Raw genomic sequence first — 275 nt, 5'->3', positions numbered from 1 at the left:
ATTCGTCACCTACCTCAATGGGTTCACCGTGGACGGTATGCAGACGGCTTTTCTTTCCCTTCGCCAGTTTCTTAGCCGGACGTTCCAGCAGCTCACAGTCCAGATCGTCGGCCTCAGCCGAAATAATGCTGCCAACGTCACCGTGCTCCACAACTTCGAGAATAATGTGGCTCGGGCTCTTGATCTCGATGACTCGTGCGTTCACGTTTTGGCTGTAAACGCAGCAGGTAGCGCCCACCACGATAGGGCTACCACATGACGCGTATACAGAGGGG

At 54.9% G+C, this 275-nt stretch carries 1 protein-coding gene; it reads right to left on the bottom strand.

Going from position 1 to position 275, the window contains the following annotated elements:
* Positions 1–241 (bottom strand): hypothetical protein (locus tag AC1RPY_RS07870; protein ID WP_481763130.1); only part of this gene is annotated, 241 nt, incomplete at its 3' end.
* Positions 242–275: the final 34 nt, after the last annotated feature.

The sequence above is a fragment of the Dellaglioa sp. CoH-56-MRSF-12 genome, from assembly GCF_056782075.1.
Note: the sequence above shows the minus strand (reverse complement) of the source record. Positions and strands in the feature narration are given on the sequence as shown.